Source organism: Nonomuraea maritima, from assembly GCF_900100395.1.
GTDB lineage: Bacteria > Actinomycetota > Actinomycetes > Streptosporangiales > Streptosporangiaceae > Nonomuraea > Nonomuraea maritima.
On sequence record NZ_FNFB01000001.1, the window covers coordinates 319,868 to 342,849 of the forward strand.

Below are 22,982 nucleotides of genomic sequence, written 5' to 3' on the forward strand. Positions count from 1 at the left end.
TGGACGGTGTGCCCCCTGTCAAACGATCAGCCGCGCTGCGCGGGCGCGGCGAGGAGGAACGTGCCCTGCGGCGGCTGCTCGACGGCGCCCGTGCCGGGTCCGGCGGGGCTCTGCTGCTGGTGGGCGCGCCGGGCATGGGCAAGACGGCCCTGCTCGACCTGGCCGCCACGCACTCCTGCCCCGGCTTCCGTGTGCTGCGGGTGTCGGGCGTGGCGGCCGAGTCGCGGCTGCCGTACGCGGGGCTGCACGGCCTGCTGCGCCCGATCGCCGCGGCGGCTCCCGCGCTTCCCGCCGCGCAGGCCCGCGCCCTGTCCGCCGCCCTGGAGTCCGGCTCGGGCCAGGACGGTCTGGCGCTGCCCGCCGCCGTGCTCTCGCTGCTGGCGGCGGTGGCCGCCGAGCAGCCGGTGCTGGCCTGCGTCGACGACGCCCACCTGCTCGACCCGGCCAGCCGCGAGGTGCTGTCGTTCGCGGCCCGGCGCCTGGCGGACGAGCCGGTGGCGGTGGTGTTCGCCTCCCGTGACCGCTGCCGCGACCTGGACGGGCTGCCCGTCCGGGTGCTGGAGGGCCTGGACGCGACGGCCGTCAGGGAGCTGTCACGCGACCTCGCGCCGGACGGGGTCGCCGAGGATCTGCTGGCGGCGCTCGACCAGATCGCCCGCGGCAACCCCCTCGCGCTGGCGGAGCTGATCGGCGCGCTCACCCCCGCCCAGCTCGGCGGCCTCGCCGCCCCGCCCGCCGCGCCGCCCAGGGACGGCCGGCTGTGGCGCGCGCACGCCGCCCGCCTGGCCGCGTTACCGGCGCCGACCAGGTGGCTGCTGCTTCTCGTCGCCGCCGACCCCGGGGTCGAGGCCGGGACGCTGATCCGGGCGGCGCACCCAGCGTGCGCGCTGACCGCACTCGAACCCGCCGAACGCGCCGGCCTGCTGCGCTGCGCCGGCGACCGCTACGACTTCCCCGATCCCGCCGTGCGGGCGGTCGCCTACCACGGCGCCTCTCTCGTGGACCGCCGTGCGGCCCACCGCCGGCTGGCCGGCCTGCTGGAGCAGTCCGCGCCGCGCGAGGCCGGGCGGCGGCTGCGCCTGGCCTGGCACCGGGCGTTCGCGTTCGACGGACCCGCCGAGGACCTGGCCGCAGAGCTGGCCGGGGCCGCGCTCGAGGCCAGGCCCGGCGGGCATCCGGAGCCGTACCTGGCGCTGGAGAAGGCGGCGGAGCTGACCCGTGACGACGCCGCCAAGGCCGAACGGCTGGCCGCCGCGGCCCGCCACGCGTGGGTGGCAGGACGGCCGCAGGCGGCCCGTTCACTGCTGGCGGGGCTGCGTTCGCTGACGGCCGCCTCCGACGGGTTGCGCGGCCGGGTCCAGCTCCTGCACGGCAGCCTTGAACTGCTCGGCGGCGAGACGGGGAGCGCCCGCGAGGAACTGCTCGCGGCCTCGGCCTGGCTGCTGGGGAGCCACCGCATGCTCGGGGTGCGCGCGCTGGTGCGGGCCGCCGACGCCAGCTACCGGGCGGGCGACAACCGGGCGTTCATCGCCATCGCGCGGCAGGCCGCCGCGCTGCGCCGCCCCGACGAGACGGTGGCGACGCAGCTGATGTTCGAGTACCTGGCCGGGATGGCCGCCACGTTCAGCGGCGCGCACCAGGAGGCGGCGGGGCCGCTGCGGCGGGTCGTCGAGCTGGCCGGAGGCGTCCGCGACCCCGCCGTGCTGGCGTGGGCGTGCGTGGCCAGCATGCTGCTCGGCGAGGACGACACCGCCCACCGGCTGTCGGTGCGCGCCGTCGAGGCGGCCCGGCTGCGCGGCGCCGCCTCGGCCGTGCCGCAACTGCTGGAGTACGCGATCTACCCGGAGATCTGGACGGGCCGCTACGCCTCCGTCGCGGCGACCGCGGGCCAGGGCCTCGACCTGGCCCGGCAGACCGGCCAGCTCAACACGGCGGCCCAGCACCTCGCCTGGCTGGCGATCACCGCGGCCGTCGAGGGTGACCAGGAGACGTGCCGGGTCCGCGCCGACGCCGCCATCGACCTGGCCGAGGCGCACGGGCTCGGCCTCGCGGGCGCCGTCGGCACCTGGGCGCTGTCCTACCTCGACCTGGCCGCCGGGCGTCCCGCCGAGGCGGCCAACCGGCTGCTCGCCGGGCGGCGTACCAGCAACCACGTCGTCATCCGGGTCATGTCCACGCCGCACTTCATCGAGGCGTGCGCGCGTACGGGCGACCGCGAGCGGGCCCGTACGGCGCTGCGGGTGCTCGAACGCTGGGTGGGCAGCACGCGCAGCCCAGCGCTGCGCGCGGTCGTGACCCGCTGCCGGGCGCTGCTCGCCCCGCCGGGCGAGGCGGAGGAGCTGTTCCAGGAGGCGCTCGACCTGCACGGACAGGCCGGGTACGGGTTCGAGGGCGCGCGCACGAGCCTGCTGTACGGCGGCGCGCTGCGCCGCGAGCGCCACCCCGGCGCGGCCAGGACCCATCTGCACGCCGCCCTCGAGACCTTCGAGCGCTACGGCGCCCGGCTGTGGACCGAGCAGGCGCGGGCCGAGCTGCGCGCCTCCGGCGAGCCGGTCCGCCCGGTGCGGGAGGCGACCACCGGGCAGCTCACGGCCCAGCAGCTGCAGATCGCCCGCATGGTCGCCGATGGCGCCACCAACAAGGAGGTGGCCGAACAGCTCTTCCTGAGCCACCGCACGGTCGAGCACCATCTCAGGAACATCTTCAGCCGCCTCGGCATCCGCTCCCGCGTCGATCTGGTACGGCTCATGTCCTGATCAGGGGACCGGTGATTTCACCGATGCACGGGCGTGCGCCCGCTCGAACAATGGCGGCAGACAGTCACCCTTCGACGAGCAGGAGTCAACGACGTGCAGCTCTTGTCCCCCCGAACCGGCGCGCGAACGTTCACCAGGCTCATGACCCAGGCCGCCCTCGCCGTGACCCTCATCGCCGGTGCCCTCGCCATCGGCTCCCCCGCCCAGGCCGCCGGTCCGTACGACCGCGGCCCCGACCCCACCGACGCAGTCCTCGAGGCCTCCCGCGGGCCGTTCTCGGTCGCGACGCAGCGGGTCTCCTCGCTGGTGCTCGGCTTCGGCGGCGGCGAGATCTACTACCCGACCGACACCAGCCAGGGCACGTTCGGCGCCGTCGCCATCTCGCCGGGGTACACGGCCCGGTGGTCCAGCCTCGCATGGCTCGGCCCGCGGATCGCCTCGCACGGCTTCGTGGTGATCGGCATCGAGACCAACACGCTCTACGACCAGCCGGCGAGCCGGGGACGTCAGCTGCTCGCCGCCCTCGACTACCTGGTCGAGGACAGCCCGCTCGCCGTCCGCAGCCGCATCGACCCGGGCCGGCTCGCGGTCGCCGGGCACTCGATGGGCGGCGGCGGCACGCTGGAGGCCGCGGACGACCGGCCGTCGCTGCAGGCGGCCGTGCCGATCGCGCCGTGGAACACCGACAAGACGTGGCCCGGGATCCAGGTGCCCACGATGATCATCGGTGGGGAGAGCGACAGCATCGCCCCGGTGGCCACGCACGCTCAGCTGTTCTACGAGAGCATCCCGTCGTCGGCGGAGAAGGCGTACCTGGAGCTGAACGGCGCCAGCCACTTCTTCCCGCAGACCACCAACACCACCATGGCCAAGTCGATGGTGGCCTGGCTCAAGCGGTTCGTCGACGACGACACCCGCTACGAGCAGTTCCTCTGCCCGCCGCCCAGCGGTACGGCCATCGAGGAGTACCGCCACACCTGCCCCAGCTCCTGACCCATCGCGCGCCCGCCGTCCTCTTCGGGGCGGCGGGCGCGCCGCTGCCTGGGCAAAGAGTGCCCCATGGGGACGTCTCGTTGTGGCCTGGACGGCGTCACCGGACGGCCCGCGCGGAGGAGGATCGCTGCGGGTCGAGCTGGCACGCGACGTTCAGGCGGGGGTTACGGACGTGACTCCTCCGCTCCCTGAAAGGAAGCGGCTTCTCGCTCCCGCTTCCACGGGAGGCGACGGCCAAGCCCTGACCGATGCTCCAAGGCACGAACCCGACTCTATCCGGTGGAGACGACGCATGCGTGAGGTTATGTCACTGCACGCTCGGGCTTTGACGGCCCTCCCGCTCCCGATTCCCCCGACGGCTGAAGCCGCCGGTCCCCTCGGGAGCCGCTGATGGGCAGGCCTGGGTTCGCGGCGGTCGCCGCACTCGCCGTACTGACCGCCACAGGCGCGAGCGCGTCGGCCGCCGCAGAGGCGGTGGCGACTCCGCCGGCTGATGCGCCGGGGGCGGTCGCTGTGCCGCTCGCCTCGCCGCTCGTCTCGCCGGCCGCGGCCCAGCTGCGGGTCAGGGGGTCCGTGGCGCCGGATCCCATGGTGGCCGGGGCGACGTCCGTCTACACGCTCACCGTCACGAACGCCGGGGCCGGGGACGCCCGTGATGTCATGCTCACCGGTGTGCTCGACCGCCACGTCTCGCCGGGGCCGCTGCCCGGTGGGTGCCGGCTCGTCGCGCGCACCGTCACCTGTGCCGGGCTGGAGCTGCCTGCGGGTCACACCGTCACGTACGAGATCCCGCTCACGACCGGCGCGGCCGTCCCCGAGAAGACGGACATCGTCCACCGCGCCGAGGTCACCGCCCCCGGGCAGGCGGGGGACGCCGTCCAGTTCGTCACCCCCACCAGGAGCATGAGCGACGTCGAGGTCGTCAAGCGCGGGCGGCGCGCGGCTCGGGCCGGCGGCCGGATCGCGTACACGCTGACCGTCACCAACCGCGGCCCCTCGCGGGCGACCGGCGTGAGCGTCCATGACTCCCCCGGCGGCACGCTCGCCGAGCGACCGGCCGCGTGCCCGGGGACCGGGGCCGACGTCGTCTGCACCGTCGGCGCGCTCGGCCCGAACAAGAGCCGGACGTTCCGCTACACCGTCACCTCGGACGCCCCCGGCCGGGTCGGCGGGTGCGCCACCGTGCGCACCGGCGGCCGGGACGGCAACCCCGCGAACGACAGCTCCTGCGCGCGAACGACGGTCAAGCAGGCCCGGTCGCCGAAATCCGCCTCAGGAGAAGCCGAGGAGACGACCGCCGAGCAGGCCGACCGGCTGCCGGAGGACGAGCGGGTCGTCGTCCCCTTGGAGGAGCCCCGGGCCCCGCACCGCGAGGAACGCCGGCGATCCCGCCCCGTCGCGAACGACGACGCCGAGCCCGCCGACGCGCCCGTGTCCGCGACCCTGCCGCTGGCCGGCACGTCCTGGCGGCTGCTCGGCCTCGGCGCCGCGCTGCTGCTGGGCGGCGCGCTGGTGGTCAGCTGCCTGTCCCGCCAGAGCACCGGCCGCCGCAGGCGCTGAGCCGGCGCGGGACGGCCGCAGGGTCGGGTGGCCACAAGGGCAGAGTCAGCGTCGGTGGGGACGCAGCGCCGTGTCGCGGGACCACGAGCCGAGCACGAGCAGCGTCTTGGTGCCGGTCACGTCGCCCGCCCGGCGCATCCGGTCGATCACCTGCTGCAGGTGGCCGACGTCGCGCGCCCGGATGTGGATGAGCGCGTCCGGGTCTCCCGCCGTCGTGTAGACCGCCTGCACCTCGGGCACGTCGGCGGCCGTGCGGAACATCTCGCTGACCGGCGTGGTGCCCTGGTACCTGAGCTCCGTGAACGCCTCGATGCCCCACCCGAGCTTGCCGTAGTCGATCTGCACGCTGAACCCGGTGATCACGCCGAGGTCCTTGAGCCGGTCGACCCGTCGTTTGACCGCCGCCACGGACAGGCCGATCTGCTCGGCCATCTCGGAGAACGTCCTGCGGCCGTCCTGCCGTAGCAGCTGTAACACTCTGTGATCGATCTCGTCGAGCTCGGGCACCGAGAACGCCCCCTTCCGGCGCAAAGAACACAAGCCACGAAGCGCATGAACTCATCTTGTTTGCGTCTTCAGGTTGGTTTTTCGTCTAATACTTGCGCACATCATGCCCGCATTGCTGTGCTGGGAATCACACGTACGAGTGACCAGCACGTACGAAGCCAGGAGGTTCGGGTCAACGTGAGCGAGACTCCCGTTCCAGTGTCGCTGGACGACAAGTACACCGCCGCCGACGGCCGGGTGCTCATCTCCGGGATCCAGGCCCTGGTGCGCTTGACGCTGGAGCAGCGCCGCCTCGACGAGGCGCGCGGCCTGGACACGCGCGGCTTCGTCAGCGGCTACCAGGGCTCGCCCCTGGGCGGCCTCGACCTGGAGATGGGACGGGCGAAGCGGTTCCTGGACCAGGCGGGCGTGGTGTTCCGGCCCGGGCTCAACGAGGAGCTCGCGGCGACCGCGGTGGCCGGCACCCAGCTGCTGGAGCAGGTCCCCGGACGGCGCCACAGCGGCGTGACCGCTTACTGGTACGGCAAGAACCCCGGCCTGGACCGGGCCGCCGACGCCATCAGGCACGCCAATGCCGCCGGCACCGCCGCGCTCGGCGGCGCGGTCGCCTGGATCGGCGACGACCCCGGCTGCAAGTCCTCGACCCTGCCCAGCTCGTGCGAGCCGATGTGCCAGAGCCTGTCGATGCCGCTGCTCGCGCCGAGCACCGTCGGCGAGATCATCGAGTACGGGCTGCACGCGGTCGCCCTGTCGCGGGGCACGGGCCTGTGGGCCGCCATGAAGATCGTCGCTGACATCGCCGACGCCTCCGCCACCGTCGAACTCGGCGAGCTGCGCGCGGACGTCCCCGTGCCCGACGGCGTGTCGCGCGGGCCGTCCCCGCTGCTGCTGGGCGCCGCCGCCCTGGACGCCGAATACGACATGCTCACCCGGCGGCTCGACGCGGCCCGCGCCTACGCCCGCGCCCACAACCTCAACCGGGTCGTCTCCGGTGCGCGCAACACCGTGCTCGGGATCATCGCATCGGGCGTCACGTACGCCGTGGTCGAGCGGGCGCTGGAGGACCTCGGACTGGACGAGGTGACCAGGGACGAGCTCGGGTTGCGGCTGATCAAGGTGGGCATGCCGTTCCCGCTCGCGTACGACGACCTGGCGGCCATGACCCGCGACCTCGACCGGGTGCTCGTGGTCGAGGACAAGGTGCCGTTCCTGGAAGGACACCTCAAGCAGGCGCTCTACGGCCGTGACCGGGTGCCCGCGGTCGTGGGCCGTGAGCTGCTGCCGGCCCGCGGCACGCTGAGCGCCGAGGACGTCGCCAAGGCCGTGGCCGCCTGCGTCGGCGAGGAACGGCTGCCCCGTCCGGTCGTGCGGGCCCGTCCTGCGCGGCGCATGCTCCCGCTCGTGGCCACGCGCACCCCGTACTTCTGCTCCGGCTGCCCGCACAACACCTCCACCCGCGCCTCCGACGGCACGCTGGTCGGCGTCGGCATCGGCTGCCACGCGATGATCGCGCTGGACGGGCACGGGCGCGGGACGCAGATCGGCCTCACCCAGATGGGCGGCGAGGGCGCGCAGTGGATCGGTCTCGCGCCGTTCACCGACGACCGGCACTTCGTCCAGAACCTCGGCGACGGCACCTACCACCACTCCGGCTCCCTGGCGATCAGGGCGGCGGTCGCGGCCGGGGTGACGATGACGTACAAGCTGCTCTACAACGACGCCGTCGCCATGACCGGCGGCCAGCGCGCCGAGGGGCGGCTCGACGTGCCCGCGCTCACCCACGAGCTGGCGATCGAGGGCGTTCGCAAGATCGTGATCACCACGCCGGAGCCCGAGACGTACCGAGGGGTGCGGCTGGCACCGATCGCCTCCGTACGCCACCGCGACGACCTGCCCGAGGTCGAGCAGGAACTGGCCGCGCTCGACGGCGTGACCGTGCTCGTCCACGACGACCGGTGCGCCGCGGAGGAACGGCGGCTGCGCAAGCGCGGCAAGCTGCCCACCCCCGACAGGAAGGTCGTCATCAACGAGCGCGTCTGCGAGGGCTGCGGCGACTGCGGCGAGGCCTCGACGTGCCTGTCCGTGCAGCCCGTCGAGACCGTCTACGGCCGCAAGACGCGCATCCACCAGGCGTCCTGCAACACCGACCTGAGCTGCCTGAAGGGCGACTGCCCTTCGTTCCTGCTGGTCGAACCGGGCACCCGCGAGCCCAGGCAGGCCCCCGCCCTGACCGTGACCCCGCCGCGGCCGGCCACCAGGGTCGGCGACGAGGTGCTGATCAGGATGCCCGGCATCGGCGGCACCGGCGTCGTCACCGTCTCGCAGATCCTGCAGATGGCCGCCCACCTCGACGGCCTGCACGCCTCCGGGCTGGAGCAGACCGGGCTCGCGCAGAAGGGCGGCCCCGTGGTGAGCGACGTGCGCATCTCCAAGCGGCCCGCCACCGGGTCGGTGCGCGCCTCGAACGGCGGCGCCGACGTGCTCATCGGGTTCGACGTGCTGGGCGCGGCCGCTGACGGCACCCTCGCCGTGGTCGCGCCGGACCGCACGATCGCGGTGCTGAACACGTCGGTGGTGCCGACCGCCGCGATGGTGACCGGCCGCGCTTCCGTGCCGGGACACGCCGACGCCGTCGCCCGCGTCGAGTCCGCCACCCGCGAGCAGTTCTGCCTCGACGCCCACGCGCTGTCCGAGGCGCTGTTCGGCGACCACATGCCGGCCAACCTGCTGCTGCTCGGGGCCGCGTACCAGCTGGGGTGCCTGCCCGTCGCGGAGGAGTCGATCGAGCGGGCCATCAGGCTGAACCGGGCCGCCGTCGAGCAGAACCTGGCCGCCTTCCGCTGGGGCAGGGCCGCCGTCGCCGCCCCCGAGGCGGTGCGCGAGCTCCTGACGCCCGACGCGCCCGAGCCCGCCGGCCTGGACGCGGTGGTGGCCGACCGGGTCGCCGACCTGACCGGCTACCAGAACGCCGCCTACGCCCGTACGTACGCCGAGGACGTGCGCCGCGTGGCGGCGCTCGCGACCGAGCGCGCGGGCTCCGAGGCGGGTGCGGCCATCGCCCTCGCCTACGCCCACGGCCTGCACAAGCTCATGGCCTACAAGGACGAGTACGAGGTCGCCCGCCTGCACCTCGACCCGGCGGAGCAGGAGCGGCGGGAGCGGGAGTTCGGCCGCGACGCGAAGGTGTCGGTGCTGCTGCACCCGCCCGTGCTGCGGGCGATGGGCATGAAGCGCAAGATCGAGATCGGCCGCTCGGCCGGCGTCCTGTTCCGCGGCCTGCGTGCCGCCCGGGTGCTGCGCGGAACCACGTTCGACGTGTTCGGCCGCGCCGAGGTGCGCCGCGTCGAACGCGCCCTCGTCGGCGAGTACCGCGCTTTCGTGCGGAGCGCCCTCGAGCGGCTGTCCACGGGCAACGCGGGCGTCGTCGAGGAGATCGCCGCCCTGCCCGACGTCATCCGCGGCTACGAGGACATCAAGCTCGCCCGCGTCGCAGAGTTCCGGGAGCGGGCCACGTCCGCCCTCGGCCGTCTGACCGAGCCCACCCCCCACACGCCCAGGAGCTGACCGTGACCGTCGACCGTCTGCTGCCCGACCAGGACGCCCGCGACCTCATCGACCTGACCAGGGAGATCGCCGACAAGGAACTGGCGCGCCGGGTCGACGAGCACGAGCGCGCGGAGACGTACCCGGAAGGACTGTTCGGCACACTGGGCGCCACCGGGCTGCTCGGCCTGCCCTACCCCGAGGAGTACGGCGGCGGCGGGCAGCCGTACGAGGTGTACCTGCAGGTCCTGGAGGAGCTGGCGATGCGGTGGGCGGCCGTGGCGGTCGCCACCAGCGTGCACACGCTCGCCTGCTTCCCCGTGGCCACGTACGGCACGCCGGAGCAGCGCGAACGGTGGCTGCCCGACATGCTGTCCGGGCGCCTGATCGGCGGCTACAGCCTGTCGGAGCCGCAGGCCGGCTCCGACGCCTCGGCCCTGACCTGCAAGGCAGAACGGGTGGAGAACGGCTACCGCGTCTCCGGCAACAAGGCGTGGATCACCCACGGCGGCATCGCCGACTTCTACGCGCTGTTCGCCCGCACGGGCGAGGGCCCGCGGGGCGTCTCGTGCTTCCTCGCGCCGGGCTCGGCCGATGGGCTGACGTTCGGGCGGCCAGAGGAGAAGATGGGCCTGCACGCCGTCCCCACGACCAGCGCCCACTGGGACGGCGCCGTCCTGGACGCCGACCGGCTGCTCGGCGCCGAGGGACAGGGTCTGCAGATCGCCTTCAGCGCGCTCGACTCCGGCCGCCTCGGCATCGCCGCCTGCGCCACGGGCCTCGCCCAGGCCGCGCTCGACGAGGCCGTGGCGTACGCCAAGGAGCGGCAGACGTTCGGCAAGCGCATCATCGACCACCAGGGGCTCGGCTTCCTGCTGGCCGACATGGCCGCCGGGGTGGACAGCGCGCGGGCGACGTACCTCGACGCGGCGCGGCGCAGGGACGCGGGCCTCGACTACAGCCGCCAGGCGAGCGTCGCCAAACTGATCGCCACCGACACCGCCATGAAGGTCACCACGGACGCGGTCCAGGTGCTCGGCGGCTATGGCTACACCCGCGAGTTCCGCGTCGAACGCTACATGCGCGAAGCCAAAATCATGCAGATCTTCGAAGGCACCAACCAGATCCAGCGCCTGGTCATCAGCCGCCACCTGGCCAAGTAGCCCCTGACCTGCGAAAACCCCGCTTCCCTGTACTGGGAGGCGGGATTCGCTGTCTTGGGCTTGTGGCCCTAAATGATCACTGTTCCGTCCCTGTTCCGTGAGAGACCTCGCGCGGACGGAACAACCGGTCGTCGATCGCCTTGCGGGCGCGGTCGTGGGAGCCGGGCATCATGTGGGCGTAGACACGGAGAGTGAACCCCGGGTCGGCGTGGCCGAGGTACTCCGCGAGTTCCCTGACCGAGACGCCGCCGGCCAACATGACGCTGGCGTAGTAGTGGCGAAGCTGATGCAGCCCCTCCTTCCTGGAGGTGGTGTAGCGCTTCCGCTGACGTGGGTCTCTGCCTGGTGGCGGGATCACACGCGCTTGGACGAGCGCGGGCTTCCAAACGGTCTCGCTGTAGGTCCGGGACCTGATGTAGCGGTCATCTGTCCACCGGAAGAGCAGGTTGTGCGTACGCGGCTTACCATCCAGCTTCTCCCAGGGCAGTGAGCAGACCAGCGGGCGGTAGACCGTGACGTGCCGCTTGACGGCCCCGGCCACCCAATCGGGAAGCGGAACGACCCGTTCACGGTCATTCTTCGGCAAAGCGTAGGCGTGATCGCTGCCCAGCTTCTTGATCTGCCGACGTACCCGGAGAACGCACTCCTCGAAGTCGACGTCCTCCAGGGCGAGGCCGAACAGTTCACCCTGCCGCAGCCCGCAGGCGGCTCCGATCATCGGGAGCAGGCGGAACAGCGGAGGGTGGGCGTCGATCACCGCGCTGACTCTCTCGTCCGACCAGGCGGTGATCTCCTCGGCAGCGCGCTTGGGCACCTGAACCACCGGCGACTTGGCGGGACTGCGTTTGATCACCTCGTCGGCGACGGCCAGGTTGAGGATGCCCTGGAGGACCAGGAAGGCCGTCTGCACGGTGGAGGTGCCGAAGCGGCTGCTCAGGTCACTGATCCACGCCTGGATGTGCGATGGCTTGATGCTCTTCACCTGGCGCTTGGCGAAGGCCGGGGCGACGTGGAGCCGATGGATGTACTCGTACCGGATCTTCGTTGCTGGGTCGACGATACGCGAGGCAAGCCAGCGCTCGGCCAACTCGCCGAAGAGCACCTTGCCGGCGTTGGGGTCGATGTAGTCGCCGCGGGCGATGTCGGCGCCCATGGTGGCGATCTTCCGCTCGGCGTCAGCCTTGCGCTCGTAGGCGGTCGAGCGCTCGTTGCCTTCAGGGTCCACCCAGACGGCGAGCCAGCGCTTGCCCTTGCCGTACCGCACGGTCTTGACCTTCCGCGTCTTGCCGTCCGAGTCCCGAACCGTCCTGATCCACAGGTCCTTGACGAAGGCCATGGGCTACTCCTGCTCCTGCACCCAGGACAGGACGTCCTCAGGCACGTAGCGCAGGTGACGACCGATCTTGCGGCCTCTGGGGCCTGTGCGGTGGTGTCGCCATTGGTAGAGCGTGGCGACCGGGACACCGAGGAAGGTGGCTACGTCCTCCACAGTCCAGAGCTTGGTGAGGGTGTTCATGGGCGCCCACCCGTGATGGCAGCGGCGAGGAGTCGGTCTCCGAGGGAGTGGCCCTTGCCTGCGTACTCCCATTCACTGATGACCAGGACGGTGTCTTCGTCGAAGAGCGGCAGGCGGCCGGTGGTGATCTCGTTGTCGCGGGCGTGGTGTTCGCGTTCGGCTCGGAGTTCGCCGAGGGTGGTGGAGTAGCGGCGGGAGCGGGTGGAGAAGTGGCCGCGGAAGCCGAGCATGTGGGCCCAGTCGGTGAGGCGGAGTTCGGCGAGCTCCGGGTGGGCGCCGAGGCGCATGCAGGTGGTGATGAGGCGGCGGGCGTGGTCGCGGAGGTTGTACCGCTCCAGGTCGTCGAGTGGGTTGATGCGGTGGTCGAGGGTGCCGACGCATTCGGCGGCCTTGGTGGCGTACTTGGCGATGTAGCCGGCGACGGCTTGCTCGGTGAGGTCGCCGTTCAGGGTGATGGGACGGATGTCGAGTTGTTGGCCCCACTTGAAGAGGCGGGCCGGTTGATCGTCGACGGCGGGGACGAGTGCGCTGACGACCTGGGCGGCGTGCTGGACGGCTTGGGTCAGGACGTCTTCGGTGGCCCAGGGCGGTGGTGGTGCGGCGGGACCGCCAGGGCCGTCGAGGCGGATGACGGCGTGGAAGTGGACGACGCCGCGCCGCTGGTACTCGGCGACCTTGGCGAAGGAGACGGTGAGGTGTTCGCGGAGCTCTCTGAGTGTCAGGCCGCCGAGCTTGGCCAGGCGGCGACGTAGCGAGTCGGCGAAGCGCTTCCACAGGAGCGGAGCCAGGGCGTTGAACAGGACCGAGCCGGTGTAGTCGTAGCAGTCGGGGCAGAGCGGTTCGCCGAGGCGTGGGTCGTCTTTGCTGTGGCGGGTGGTGCAGGTCATGGTGCGGCCGTGCGGGCAGGTGGCTGCGTTGCGGCGGGCGTGGCAGGGCTGGATCTTGCCGCCGTGCTCGCGGCGGGTGTGGACCGCGCCGAATGACGGAGCGGTCAGGGTGACGAACAGCGTCGGGTGGCCGGCGACGGACTCGGGGACGCCCTTGCCGCCGATCAGGCCGGCGCGGATGAGGTGGTAGGTGTCGGCGCGGTAGGTCTCCGCGCAGGCAGGGCAGCGGGAGGCGCGGCGGGTCTTGCACGGGACGCGCAGGATGCCGTCGGGCTCAGTGCGGGTGGTGTAGCGGTGCAGGAGTTGGCCGGTGGCGCGGTCGTAGTGTTCGACCTTGCCGCGCAGGTGGATGGGTTGGTGGCAGCCGCCGGTGGCGTGGATCTGGGCGGCCCAGCGGTCGTAGTCGGGGTGGTTGAGTCGGGCGATCATGCCCGCTTTGGCGTGCGCGTTGGCGATGGTTGTGGGCAAGATGGAGGCCTCCTTTCGCTCGTTCGGGTGAAGGGATGGCCCCCGACCTGGCAGGCGTCTTGGCGGATGTACGGCCAGGCCGGGGGCGCTGCGCGTTATGCGCCGTAGTTGTCGATGCCGGTGCCGTCGCAGTCGAGGCAGCGGGCGCTTTCGGAGTCGATGCCGGTGCCGTTGCAGGTGCTGCAGCGGTAGTGGGTCAACAGCAGGGTTCCGGGCAAGGGTCAGCTCCTTTCTCGTGGGCGGGTGGTGAGGTAGATGCGCCACTGGCGCGGGTGGGTGCGGTCGGGGTAGACGCGGGAGACGCCGCAGACGGTGAAGTGCAGGCGTAGGCGGAACAGGGCGTCGACGATTTCGGCTCGGGTGCCGTCGATGCGGATGCGCATGAGTAGTCCTCCTGATCAGGCGAGGGCGCGCAGCAGGTCAGAGGCGAGTTGGCCCGACACGCCCAGGTGGGCGCGTAGGGCGTCGCGGGTGATGGGCTTGCCGTGTCGGGTGTGGTGCTCGGCGGCGATACGGCGGGCGTAGTCGATGAGCGCCGGGGCAAGGTCACTTTCCCGCTCGTTCTGCATGTGGTCCTGATCCTGGGCGTTGTGCGGAACGAGTTCCGGAGCTGAGACGGGAACGGGCGAGGTCGCCGGAGTGGTGGACGGTCCGGGCGGGGTGGCGCGGCGTTCCAGCATCGAGATGGCGATGAGGAAGGCGGCGGCCGGGGTGGCGGCCGTGATCCAGCCCCAGACAGTCGGGTCGGCTTGGGCGAGGTTGGCGGCCAGGGACAGGGTGATGCCGCCGGTCAGGACGAGGACGGGCCAGGTGACGCGGCCAGGCCGGGCCTTGCCTGTGTTCTTGTCGCGTTGGCGTTCGCGGGCGGCCATGACGCAGGTCAGGTCGATGCAGACGGCTACGGCCCATGACATCCAACCGGTCTGGCCGTGCTGGCTGGCGGTGTCGCGGATGTGGGTGAACGATCCGGCACCCGCGATGGCGGCCAGGACGAGGACCGGGCCGGTGTCGAGCAGCCAGCAGGCGAAGCGTCGCATCGTTCCTCCCTTCGGGTCTCAGGCGGTGATGGGCTCGGGTAGGTGGGCGGTGATGTCGTCCCAGGACGGGGCGAGGTGGGCGTGCGTGCGGGCGGCGTGTTCGGCGGTCTGCTCGGTGACGTAGAAGGAGCGGGCGCGGTACCACTGGCCGTCCTGGCCGGCGACGATGGCGACGCCGGGTGTCTCGGCGGCGATGGAACGGGCTGAGACGAGCGCGGCGGGGTCGAGGTCGCCGAGGGTCATCGTGGCGGTTTCGGGGTCGTTGACTCGGTGGCAGATCCGGCCGGAGCACTGGGCGCGCAGCGCGGTGACGCCGGGTCCGAGGTCGGAGCCGATGCGCTGGCCGCAGCAGAACAGGTAGATGCCGAAGGCCCGCCCGAGTTGCGCCACGCGCAGGAGTGCGGTGGAGGTCTTGGCGACTTCGTCTTTCTCGGATTTGTCTGCCATCAGGTAGAGCTCGGCCAGTTCGTCGACCAGGACCACGATCGGGACGGGGCGGATGGCGGGTGGGAGTTGCCAGATGTTGCGGGCGGCGGCCTGGCGGCACAGGCCCATGCGGTCGATCATCAGCCCGACCAGGTCGCACAGCAGGGTGACGGACTCGGTTCGGGAGGTGGCCAGGGCTGACAGCCGGGGTGCGTACGGGGTGAACTCCACCCCCCCTTTGAGGTCGAAGCCGACCAGCGCCACCGGCTGCGGTGCGAGGCCGACGATGAGCGCGTTGGCGAGGTTGGACTTGCCGGACTGGGTCGCGCCGGCGTTGATCCAGTGCGGCACCGTGCGGAAGTCGATGATCCATGGCTTGCCGGTCTCCAGCCGTCCCACGGTGACCTTGAGCAGGTCGGGTGAGGGCGGGAGTTGGTCGACCTTGACCAGTGGGTCGCGCATGGTGGCCATGAGGACGACGCGGCCGGGTCGGGGTGAGGAGACGCGTATGGCGTGGATGCCCCAGGAGTGAGCGAGTCGTTCGGCGGCGTCGGCGTAGTCGCCGGGCGTCTGGCCTTCCAGGGTGTGCAGGGTGACGCGCCAGCCGTGCCGGGTCGGCAAGGGCAGCCACATGAACGGCTTGGTGTCGACGGCGACCCGCTGGAAGCGGCGGCGGACCTTGACCAGGCCGGTGGAGGCGATCGCGCCGGGCACGGTGGTGAACCACCAGCGTTGCCGCTTCTTGGTCAGGCCGCAGCCGAGTGCGACCCGTCGCCACGATGCGCGGACGGAGAGGGCGACGAGCGGGAAGGCGATCGCGAGCCAGAAGGAGGGGTGGTGGTAGCGGCGCCAGGCGCACAGCCCGGCCGCGACGGCGGCCAGGACTGTGAGCGCTTCCAGCGCATCACGCATCGGCGGTCTCCCGTGCGGGGAGCAGCGCCGAGGCGCGGTAGGCGATGCCCCACCGGCCGGCGATCTCCCAGACGTAGCCGAGCAGGCCGATGGCGTTGACCTGGTCGCCGACGGTGATGGGCGGTTCGCCGGTGATGCCGATCTTGACGAGTTCGATCCTGCCGAACTCGTCCTCGACGGAGACGGTGACCTCGTAGACGGTGTTGCCGTTCTTGTCGGTCTTGATCTCGCCGGTGTCCTTGTTCAGCACCCGCGGCCGCGGGGCCTTGACGCAGGTGATGGCGAGTTTGCTGACATCCACGGGGATCGGGACGGAACGCATGGGCTGTGACCTCCTCTTTCGTCGTGAGCAACATAGTTAACCTAGTTGGCTTGGTTGTCAATGCTCCCTAGGTTGGCTTGGTCGAACTTTCGTGGTGTGATGGACGGCGATGGTCAAGAACACCGGGCGCCCCGGCTACCTGCAGATCGCCGACGATCTCCGCACGCAGATCCGCGGCGGCTCCCTCGCGCCCGGCACGCCGCTGCCGTCCACCGCCCAACTCGCCGAGCAGTACGACGCTTCGCTGTCGGTGGTGAAGATGGCCGTCGGCATCCTGCGCAACGAGGGCCTGGTGATCGGCCAGCAGGGCAAGGGCGTGTTCGTCGCCGACGCCGGGGAAGCGCCCGCCGGCGACGAGCTGGCCGATCTGCGCGCCACCGTGCAGGACCTGTCGGTACGCCTGGCCAAGGTCGAAGAGCAGTTGGCTACGTCCACGACGCCTCGTTCCGGACGTAGCAACCAGTGACCTTCCGCGCCAGCGACGCGGACGCGGTCGACGGGCCCTGACGCAGACTGAGCGCCTTGTCCTCACGCCGGATGCCCATGAGCACGGCGACGTACCCCACCAGCAACGTGACGCCGAGCAGACCGGCGATGATCAGCGGCAGAGCGGTCATGACCAGATCACCCCCGCCTGGGCCAGGCCGCGCGGGCCGCGCGGCGGACGCCGGGTCTCGTCGCGCCGTCCGGCACGCCGGCGGTGCTTGCCCGCCTGCTTCCTGATCCAGCGGCCCCGGGACTGGCACTTACGGCACTGGGTCTGACCGTCCTCCAGGCGTGCGGTGCACTCGCAGGTGGGCTCCGGGTAGATCTCGTCAGTCATGTGATCACCTCTCCTTTCGGATCTCGGTTCTTGCTTGCGAACCGAGAATGCGACGGAGAGCCAGGACGAGATCACTACACGACGGGACATGTTCAAGACGTCCGTCCTACGATGGCCAGGTCCCCAGACGTCCTGCTGGCAGGTGACATGGCGAACGAGAGACTGCGCGCGGCGCTGTTGCAGCGAGGCGTGAGCATCGCCCAGCTCGCGGAGGCCATCGCGGTAGACCCGAAGACGGTCGAGCGATGGGTCACCAAGGGCCGCGCGCCGTACCGGAAACACCGATATGCGGTGGCTTCGTACCTGGACACCGACGAGACCTACCTCTGGCCTTCAGCGCTGACCCGCGACCAGGTGGCCTCAGCGTCGGAATCCGAGATCGTCACCGTGTACCCGCATCGCTGGGCCGTGCCCAGGGACGTGTGGGGACGGCTGTTCGCCTCCGCCTCCGAGGAGATCGGCGTACTGGTCTACAGCGGGCTGTTCCTCGCCGACGACACCGGCCTCGTCCGGATGTTCGGCGAAAAGGCCGACGCCGGAGTCAGAGTACGCATGCTGCTGGGCGATCCCGACTCCGCGGAGGTAGCCCAGCGCGGCCGGGACGAGGGCATCGACGACGGCATGGCAGCCAAGATCCGCAACGTCCTCGTGCTGTACCGGGAGCTGATCGGACGGGACAACATCGAGTTCCGGCTGCACGCAACCGTCCTGTACAACTCGATCTACCAGGCCGACGACCAGTTCCTCGTCAACACGCACGTCTACGGAGTGCCGGCGGGCAATGCGCCGGTCTTCCACCTGCGCAAGGTAGCCGGCGGCGACATGGTCGCCACCTACGCCGAGAGCTTCGAACGCGTCTGGGACGGCGCCCGGCCGATAGGGTCCTGAACCATGGCCAAGCGGATCGACTACTACGACGACCCCGACGCCCCCGCGGCCAACAGCCTCGTACCGTCCGTCAACGTGATCGTCACCAACGACGCGGGCGAGGTACTGATGATCCGCCGCACCGACAACGACAACTGGGCGGTCCCCGGCGGCGCCATCGACCTGGGCGAGTCCATCCCGCAGGCCGCCGTACGGGAGACGCTGGAGGAAACCGGGATCACCTGTGAGATCACCGGCCTGGTCGGCACCTACAGCGACCCCCGCCACGTCATCCTCTACACCTCCAACGGCGAGGCGCGGCAGGAATTCTCCCTGGTCCTGACTGCCCGCGCGGTCAGCGGCGAACCGACCCCTAGCGACGAGTCCCGCGAAGTCCGCTGGGTATCGCGCGATCAGGTGGTCGCATTGAGAATGGATCGCTCGATGCGGATGCGAATCGAGCACTACCTCGCTGGTGTCGGCATCCCATACGTCGGCTGAAACCCGTACCCGCTGCTTACGGTGTGCCTCCACGAGCACGCCCATGCCTCTGACAGCGAAGCTTTTAGGGCGTACAGGGTAGCGATGCCCTCGGCTGGTGTGTGTCATTCGTGATCTCGCGTCATCAACGCCGAGTTCCACTCCAGAGAGGACGCTATGGGGAATTGATGCGATCATGCACTGTCTGGAACAGCCGGCGGCGAACGTCTACCCGCTTCGAGTTGCGGTCGGGGCGTTGATATCGGCACCAGGTTCCCGAGTCCCTGATCATTGAGCGAGGAGTTCAGTGAAGAGCTGGTTATGGCGGGTGACGGCCGCGGCCGTGGTGGCGCTCTCAGGCATGACCGGGCTGACCGGGTCAGCCATCGCGAGCCCGGCCAACCCGGACATCACCGTTATCGACAACCCGGAGATCGCGGTCTTCCTCTGTACGCCATCCGCGTACAGGTGTGACAAGCGGTACGCCACGGCCAAGCAGCGACAGGACCTCGAGAAATTCCTGAAGGCCACGCCTGAGGTGACCGAGGTGCGCTTCGTGAGCCGGGCCGCGTCGTACGCGAGCTTCCGCAAGGAGTTCGCCGGCCAGAAGAACGTGCTGGCGGCTGTGCGGGCCAAGGACGTGCCGGAGTCCTTCCGCGTGCGGGTATCGGGAGTGGCCGACCGCACCCGAATCACGGCCCTGGCGAACCGGCGGCCAGGAGTGAGGTTCGCCACCGACCAGGCGGAGGACCGTGCCCTTGCTGCGAAGGAATCTCAAGAGCCGGATATATCCGTGTATCTGTGCGTGAAGGGCTCGCTCATGCCTTCCTGTGTCCGGGGACGCGGCAAGGCCAACAAGTCGAAGGCCACGGTCAAGGAGAAGCAGGCGATCGTCGCTGCGATCAAGCGAATCCCCGGGCTCCTCTCGTACGAGTACGAGGACCAGGCGACGGCCTACCGGAACTTCGTCGAGGAGTACGCCGACAACGAAGCGATCGTCGAGGCCACCAAGGAGTCGGAGGTGCCGGAGTCGTACCGGCTGTCGATGCGACCCGAGGCCGACTGGTACTCCCCGTGCCGGCGGCTGGCGCGGATGCCGGGGGTGTACGTGGCATACGACCAGAAGCGTTCGCTCCAAGGGGTGAGGCTGTCGTCGGAATACGGGCTCTCGATTTTCGAGACTCCAGGCGGCCGCTGCGAATAGGAGCGGTGGTATGTGGCCGGCGGCGTCCTTCGTCGGCCACCACCCTGGGGTCCTCGTCCTCGAACTGGTCAAGCAACGAGCACCCCCTGCGCGAACCGGACGCCTACAGTTCCCTTGGAGCCGTCCGCATGCCCTCTCCCGGCCGCGTGGCCCACGTGGCGGGACACCATCCTCATACCCCGCGGATCACGCCCGCCCGCGTGGCACTGCCTCTGGACGGTCGTGGGGCGCGGCTGCGGATCCCGCTTTGGCTGTGAGCGCCGCCTCCACCGCCTGCACCGCCGACAAGATGCACGGTGTAGACCTGGTGATCGAACGCGAGACGAGGTGATCGGGGCCATAACGGGAGTGGATCTCGGCGAGCCGGTCGTGGACGTCCAGCTGCGTGCCGTCGGGGCCGGTGGTCATGTCGCAATAGGTCAGCGCGCCAACGAGGTCCGGCTGTTCCTTGCCGAATTCCGTACTGAGCGCGTCGAACAGGGAACGCTCAAGGGCCTCATTGACCGCGCAGGAGTGATGGGCGACCAGGCGGCACAGCGTCTCGTCGGCGTGGTGCACATCGCGGAGGTAGCGGGCTCCGTCGAGGGGGTGAAAGTTGGTCACCACCAGGCGGGGGGCGTAACCGATGTCGTGCAGGTAGGCGGCGGCGGTCAGTGTGTCGGTCGCGTCGCCGAGGATCGGGGCCAGCGACACAGCTCGCGCGGCGACTCCTTGGGTGTGCGCCCAGCGCCGAGGAAGATCCGTCTCCAGCAGGTCTTTGGCCAGGTCATGAGCCCATTCAGCTTGTCCCACGCCGTCTACGATAGGCATGGGATGCCGGGTGCGTGCCAGTCTGTCCGCTAGGACGTCCTAGGACGTCTCACCCTTAACGAACCGGCCCCGCCCCTGCTCGGCCACCACCAAGCCCTCTCGCTCCAGCAGCGCGAGAGCCTGCCGTACCGTATTGCGCGAGGCCGCAAAGCGTTGCCGCAACATCAGCTCACTCGGCAAGACCGCCCCACCGGCCAGCTCTCCGCTGCGGATACGCTCGCGCAGCTCGCCCGCGATCCGCTGGTAGTTGTATGGAGCATCCGACGACGGGGCAGAGGCCGTTGTGACGATGCGGCCCTTGGACGGCGCCGTCACGATCAGGCCTTCGTCTTCGAGGATCGCCAGCCCACGACGCGCGGTGTTGCGGGCGATCCTGAACTCCTGGCACAACGCCGCCTCCGAGGGCAGCACATCGCCCACTGCGTAGACGCCGGAGGTGATCCGCTCCCGCAGCCGGTCCGCCAGCTGCGTATAGACGCGTCCGCCCGTCAGCGAGGCCCGCTCTTCGGCCATCGAAGGTCAGGCACGGTAGGCGTCGACGATACGACTCAGGTCCATCCCGAGTTCGCCTTGCTCGCCCTCGTGCCAGCCGTCCTGCGCGGCCTGCTCGATTCGGTCGACTGCTGCCGGCATGCGCAGGGATGTGACCCGTTCGTCCTCCCGATCTCCCCAGTAGAACCAGCAGAACGCCAGATGGGCGTAGACCCGCCGCGTACGGAACCGGCTGTCGGTCACGTCCAGTCCGGGCCGACCGTCGGCGGCCACCACCAGTACCGCCGTGATCTGTCGCCCGACCAGTTCGTCCCGCAGAGTGGTCAGCAACCGCTGGGCATAGGCGGCCTGCTGCTCCTTGATGCTCTTCATCGCCGAGGCGTCCTCTCGCTGTCACCGTCTGTGTATGTCGAGATTCGCCTTCAGAGCGGAACCTCTACACCCCAACTCGGGGACGTCTAGGGACGTCTCGTGTTAGCTTCGCAGGCAGAACACCCCGTCCCCGCCGGAGGTGCGCCTTGAACGACAACCTTCGCCACGCTTTCGCCAACGCCCGCCTCCAGCCGGCCGACGTCGCCGCTCGCCTGGCCGTCGATCCCAAGACCGTGCACCGATGGCTGAAAGGGCGCGTGCCCTACCCCCGCCACCGCTGGGCCATCGCCAACCTCCTCCATGTCGACGAAGCCGATCTTTGGCCCGAGGCGACCCAGCGCTACCGCGTCATCTCCGACGAGGTCCAGGCCGTCTACCCGCACCGCTGGGCCGTCCCTCAGCACACTTGGCGACACCACTTCGAGTCCGCCACCCGCGAAATCGGCATCCTCACCTACAGCGGTCTGTTCCTCGCCGAGGACACCGGCATCATTCGCCTCCTGGCCACCCAAGCTCGGGCCGGCGTCAACGTACGCATCCTGCTCGGCGATCCCGATGCCCAGGAAGTGGCAACGCGCGGCATCGACGAGGCCATCGGAGCACCCGTCATGGCCGCCCGCGTCAGAAACGCTCTCACGCTCTTTCGCGCCGTGCTCGGAAGCGGCGATGCAGAGATCCGGCTACATGGCACGGTGCTCTACAACTCGATCTACCGCGCCGACTGCAACCTCCTGATCAATACCCATGCCTACGGCACACCCGCAGCCCAAGCTCCCGTCATCCATCTGCGAGCCTCCGAGCAGCAGGGCGCAGCAGCGATGTATCTGACCAGCTTCGAACGCGTCTGGGCCACCGCAACCTCATACATGGATACAGGCTGAACAGGCGCAACACTGGACCCATCAAGATCAGAAAGCAACATATCTACACGTGATTAAAGGCGGTCCGCTGCGCGGCCCGCCGGGCGCGCTGGCCGGTCTGCGTGCCCGGCTGCGGCTCTTCGGCCGGTCCGGGCACGCACCGCCCTGCGTGCCCGAGAGGCCGGTAGAAGCCACCAGTGAAGGCCGTGACGATCGCTCACTTCGGTACACACCACGCTGGTTGGGGCGATCGGCTGCCGCGCGGCTCCCCGTACTCGGGCCTAGCGGCCCTGCACTTCGGGTCCGCTTGCCAACGGGTGACGTGGTTGCTCTCGACGTTTAGAACGAAGAATGCCATGCGAGAACCGGTCATGCTACGACGACGTCGACCACGTCTAACAAGCTGGCCCACACCGCCGCGCGCCATTGCCGCAACGCGGTGCGATTCAGACGAGAAGTCATGTCATTAGCCCTGGGCGGTAAATACGGGTGCCGTGGGATCCTGGGGCAGGGCCGGGTCTGGGGTGGATCCGGAAACGCTGCGTGGTCGCGTGCCCGGAGTCGGCAGAGCGGGCGGCGGCGTCCTGGCGACCGGCCGCGCGCGGCGGTCCCAAATCTCCGATGTGTACACACCGGGGTCCCTGCAATCGGTTGATCGCCTGCACTGAACTGCTCCGGGTTTTGTGGAGACGCTGGTGTGCCTCAACTTCGGTGGAGTCGCGTTCCTGGATTGTCATGCAACGGTGGACACGTTCTGAAGCTGTATCGGGGTGAGCATGACCAGCCGACCCGGTTCTACCTCGTCACCACGCATCTCGTAACGGCAATCTTCAATCTGTTTATGGAGAGCGCGAGTTTCCACTCTTTTTCGCTTCATGGCCATACATATCGTCTTCTCCGGCGAACACGTTACACATGTATCTAGCACACTTATAGTGACTCTTCTCACATTGCTAAGCGATCTTCAAAAAAGGTAAAGCTTGT

24 protein-coding genes are annotated in these 22,982 nt (G+C 70.2%); 10 read left to right on the forward strand and 14 right to left on the reverse strand.

The annotated features are described in order from the left end of the window. The first annotated feature begins 8 nt into the window (after window positions 1–8). The 3 genes from BLR04_RS01590 (at window position 9) to BLR04_RS01600 (ending at window position 5,309) form a co-directional block, all read left to right on the forward strand. Window positions 9–2,756 carry an AAA family ATPase gene (locus BLR04_RS01590; protein WP_245739958.1) on the forward strand — a complete coding sequence of 916 codons (2,748 nt, stop codon included), beginning with the start codon at window positions 9–11 and terminating at the stop codon, window positions 2,754–2,756. A 141-nt stretch (window positions 2,757–2,897) separates the two neighbouring features. Next, complete coding sequence (locus BLR04_RS01595) at window positions 2,898–3,749, forward strand: alpha/beta hydrolase family protein (RefSeq protein WP_090758760.1); 852 nt, start codon at window positions 2,898–2,900, stop codon at window positions 3,747–3,749. A 390-nt stretch (window positions 3,750–4,139) separates the two neighbouring features. Continuing rightward, complete coding sequence (locus tag BLR04_RS01600; RefSeq protein ID WP_090758762.1) at window positions 4,140–5,309, forward strand: DUF11 domain-containing protein; 1,170 nt, start codon at window positions 4,140–4,142, stop codon at window positions 5,307–5,309. Between the two features lie 45 nt (window positions 5,310–5,354). Here BLR04_RS01600 and BLR04_RS01605 read toward each other — a convergent pair whose 3' ends face one another. Further along, the gene (locus BLR04_RS01605; RefSeq protein WP_090759493.1) at window positions 5,355–5,816 is read right to left on the reverse strand and encodes an Lrp/AsnC family transcriptional regulator; all 462 of its coding nucleotides are present in this window, start codon (window positions 5,814–5,816) and stop codon (window positions 5,355–5,357) included. Window positions 5,817–5,993: 177 nt separating this feature from the next. On the opposite strand from BLR04_RS01605, the gene BLR04_RS01610 reads away from it, so the two are divergent. After that, window positions 5,994–9,380, forward strand: a complete 3,387-nt coding sequence (locus BLR04_RS01610) for an indolepyruvate ferredoxin oxidoreductase family protein (protein WP_245739959.1) — start codon at window positions 5,994–5,996, stop codon at window positions 9,378–9,380. 2 nt (window positions 9,381–9,382) lie between these two features. Further along, entirely contained in the window at window positions 9,383–10,522 is a 1,140-nt protein-coding gene (locus tag BLR04_RS01615) for an acyl-CoA dehydrogenase family protein (protein ID WP_090758765.1), read from the forward strand. A 76-nt stretch (window positions 10,523–10,598) separates the two neighbouring features. On the opposite strand, the gene BLR04_RS01620 is transcribed toward BLR04_RS01615, so the two are convergent. From BLR04_RS01620 to BLR04_RS01645, 8 genes are all read right to left on the reverse strand, one after another. After that, window positions 10,599–11,858 (reverse strand): tyrosine-type recombinase/integrase, encoded by a 1,260-nt coding sequence (locus tag BLR04_RS01620; RefSeq protein WP_090758767.1) that lies wholly within the window; start codon window positions 11,856–11,858, stop codon window positions 10,599–10,601. A 3-nt stretch (window positions 11,859–11,861) separates the two neighbouring features. Continuing rightward, complete coding sequence (locus BLR04_RS01625; protein ID WP_090758768.1) at window positions 11,862–12,038, reverse strand: helix-turn-helix transcriptional regulator; 177 nt, start codon at window positions 12,036–12,038, stop codon at window positions 11,862–11,864. Then, window positions 12,035–13,354 carry a replication initiator gene (locus BLR04_RS01630; protein ID WP_090759495.1) on the reverse strand — a complete coding sequence of 440 codons (1,320 nt, stop codon included), beginning with the start codon at window positions 13,352–13,354 and terminating at the stop codon, window positions 12,035–12,037. The genes BLR04_RS01625 and BLR04_RS01630 overlap by 4 nt, the downstream gene beginning before the upstream one ends. Window positions 13,355–13,488: 134 nt before the next feature. Further along, window positions 13,489–13,611: a hypothetical protein gene (locus BLR04_RS42220; protein WP_281191294.1), complete on the reverse strand. Its 123-nt coding sequence runs from the start codon at window positions 13,609–13,611 to the stop codon at window positions 13,489–13,491. A gap of 3 nt (window positions 13,612–13,614) precedes the next feature. Beyond that, window positions 13,615–13,776, reverse strand: coding sequence for a hypothetical protein (locus BLR04_RS40400; protein ID WP_176902885.1), 162 nt, complete (start codon window positions 13,774–13,776; stop codon window positions 13,615–13,617). Window positions 13,777–13,791: 15 nt separating this feature from the next. Beyond that, on the reverse strand, window positions 13,792–14,430 hold the full coding sequence (locus BLR04_RS01635; RefSeq protein ID WP_090758769.1) for a DUF2637 domain-containing protein: 639 nt from the start codon (window positions 14,428–14,430) through the stop codon (window positions 13,792–13,794). Between the two features lie 18 nt (window positions 14,431–14,448). Continuing rightward, complete coding sequence (locus BLR04_RS01640) at window positions 14,449–15,768, reverse strand: FtsK/SpoIIIE domain-containing protein (RefSeq protein WP_090758772.1); 1,320 nt, start codon at window positions 15,766–15,768, stop codon at window positions 14,449–14,451. Beyond that, on the reverse strand, window positions 15,761–16,090 hold the full coding sequence (locus tag BLR04_RS01645) for an SCO3933 family regulatory protein (protein WP_176902886.1): 330 nt from the start codon (window positions 16,088–16,090) through the stop codon (window positions 15,761–15,763). Before BLR04_RS01645 ends, BLR04_RS01640 begins: the two co-directional genes overlap by 8 nt. 109 nt (window positions 16,091–16,199) lie before the next feature. Between BLR04_RS01645 and BLR04_RS01650 the strand changes: the two genes are divergently transcribed. Further along, the gene (locus tag BLR04_RS01650; RefSeq protein ID WP_090758774.1) at window positions 16,200–16,556 is read left to right on the forward strand and encodes a GntR family transcriptional regulator; all 357 of its coding nucleotides are present in this window, start codon (window positions 16,200–16,202) and stop codon (window positions 16,554–16,556) included. Here the strand turns inward: BLR04_RS01650 and BLR04_RS01655 are convergent. Further along, complete coding sequence (locus BLR04_RS01655) at window positions 16,516–16,707, reverse strand: hypothetical protein (protein ID WP_090758776.1); 192 nt, start codon at window positions 16,705–16,707, stop codon at window positions 16,516–16,518. The two genes, BLR04_RS01650 and BLR04_RS01655, sit on opposite strands and share 41 nt — an antisense overlap. Beyond that, complete coding sequence (locus BLR04_RS01660; RefSeq protein WP_090758778.1) at window positions 16,704–16,913, reverse strand: hypothetical protein; 210 nt, start codon at window positions 16,911–16,913, stop codon at window positions 16,704–16,706. Before BLR04_RS01660 ends, BLR04_RS01655 begins: the two co-directional genes overlap by 4 nt. Before the next feature lie 147 nt (window positions 16,914–17,060). Here BLR04_RS01660 and BLR04_RS01665 point away from each other — a divergent pair, with 147 nt between their 5' ends. The 3 genes from BLR04_RS01665 to BLR04_RS01675 all read left to right on the forward strand — a co-directional run bounded on the left by BLR04_RS01665 (window position 17,061) and on the right by BLR04_RS01675 (window position 19,464). Then, window positions 17,061–17,801 carry a helix-turn-helix domain-containing protein gene (locus tag BLR04_RS01665; RefSeq protein WP_090758780.1) on the forward strand — a complete coding sequence of 247 codons (741 nt, stop codon included), beginning with the start codon at window positions 17,061–17,063 and terminating at the stop codon, window positions 17,799–17,801. Window positions 17,802–17,804: 3 nt separating this feature from the next. Beyond that, the gene (locus BLR04_RS01670) at window positions 17,805–18,281 is read left to right on the forward strand and encodes an NUDIX hydrolase (protein ID WP_090758782.1); all 477 of its coding nucleotides are present in this window, start codon (window positions 17,805–17,807) and stop codon (window positions 18,279–18,281) included. Window positions 18,282–18,567: 286 nt separating this feature from the next. Then, window positions 18,568–19,464, forward strand: coding sequence for a permease-like cell division protein FtsX (locus BLR04_RS01675; protein ID WP_143021922.1), 897 nt, complete (start codon window positions 18,568–18,570; stop codon window positions 19,462–19,464). Window positions 19,465–19,650: 186 nt separating this feature from the next. Here the strand turns inward: BLR04_RS01675 and BLR04_RS01680 are convergent, their stop codons facing one another. The 3 genes from BLR04_RS01680 to BLR04_RS01690 are packed head-to-tail and all read right to left on the reverse strand — an operon-like array spanning window position 19,651 to window position 21,138. Beyond that, entirely contained in the window at window positions 19,651–20,274 is a 624-nt protein-coding gene (locus BLR04_RS01680; RefSeq protein ID WP_090758786.1) for an HD domain-containing protein, read from the reverse strand. Between the two features lie 39 nt (window positions 20,275–20,313). Next, window positions 20,314–20,787 carry a GntR family transcriptional regulator gene (locus BLR04_RS01685; RefSeq protein WP_090758788.1) on the reverse strand — a complete coding sequence of 158 codons (474 nt, stop codon included), beginning with the start codon at window positions 20,785–20,787 and terminating at the stop codon, window positions 20,314–20,316. A gap of 6 nt (window positions 20,788–20,793) precedes the next feature. After that, window positions 20,794–21,138, reverse strand: a complete 345-nt coding sequence (locus tag BLR04_RS01690; RefSeq protein WP_090758790.1) for a hypothetical protein — start codon at window positions 21,136–21,138, stop codon at window positions 20,794–20,796. Window positions 21,139–21,284: 146 nt separating this feature from the next. On the opposite strand from BLR04_RS01690, the gene BLR04_RS01695 reads away from it, so the two are divergent. Continuing rightward, the gene (locus BLR04_RS01695; protein WP_090758793.1) at window positions 21,285–22,019 is read left to right on the forward strand and encodes a phospholipase D-like domain-containing protein; all 735 of its coding nucleotides are present in this window, start codon (window positions 21,285–21,287) and stop codon (window positions 22,017–22,019) included. Window positions 22,020–22,982: the final 963 nt, after the last annotated feature.